This is a genomic window from Pontimicrobium sp. MEBiC06410, assembly GCF_053601615.1.
The window spans coordinates 1-272 of sequence record NZ_JBSHNT010000058.1 but is presented as its reverse complement, the minus strand read 5'-3'; the positions used below and the strand labels follow the sequence as shown (position 1 = coordinate 272).

The 272-nt window shown below is 41.9% G+C and carries 1 protein-coding gene; it reads right to left on the bottom strand.

From position 1 onward, the window contains the following. A partial coding sequence (locus ACVC08_RS00345) for a PorP/SprF family type IX secretion system membrane protein (protein WP_452600526.1) occupies positions 1-272 on the bottom strand: 272 nt, incomplete at both ends.

Below are 272 nucleotides of genomic sequence, written 5' to 3'. Positions count from 1 at the left end.
CCTAATGGTAATGTATAAGAGAAATCTACATAGGCATTGGTTTCGTTTACTGGCCCTATTTCGTCATTTATTAACGAGAACCCTAGCCCTACACGGTTACCTATTGGCGAATGTATAGAAAGTGTTCCTGTGCTTGGAGCGCCTTCTAAACCTACCCATTGGCTTCTGTAAAGAGCGCCAATAGATACGGTTTCTGTAGACCCTGCATAGGCAGGGTTTATTACATTCATATTATACATATACTGCGTATACTGCGGGTCTTGTTGTGCATA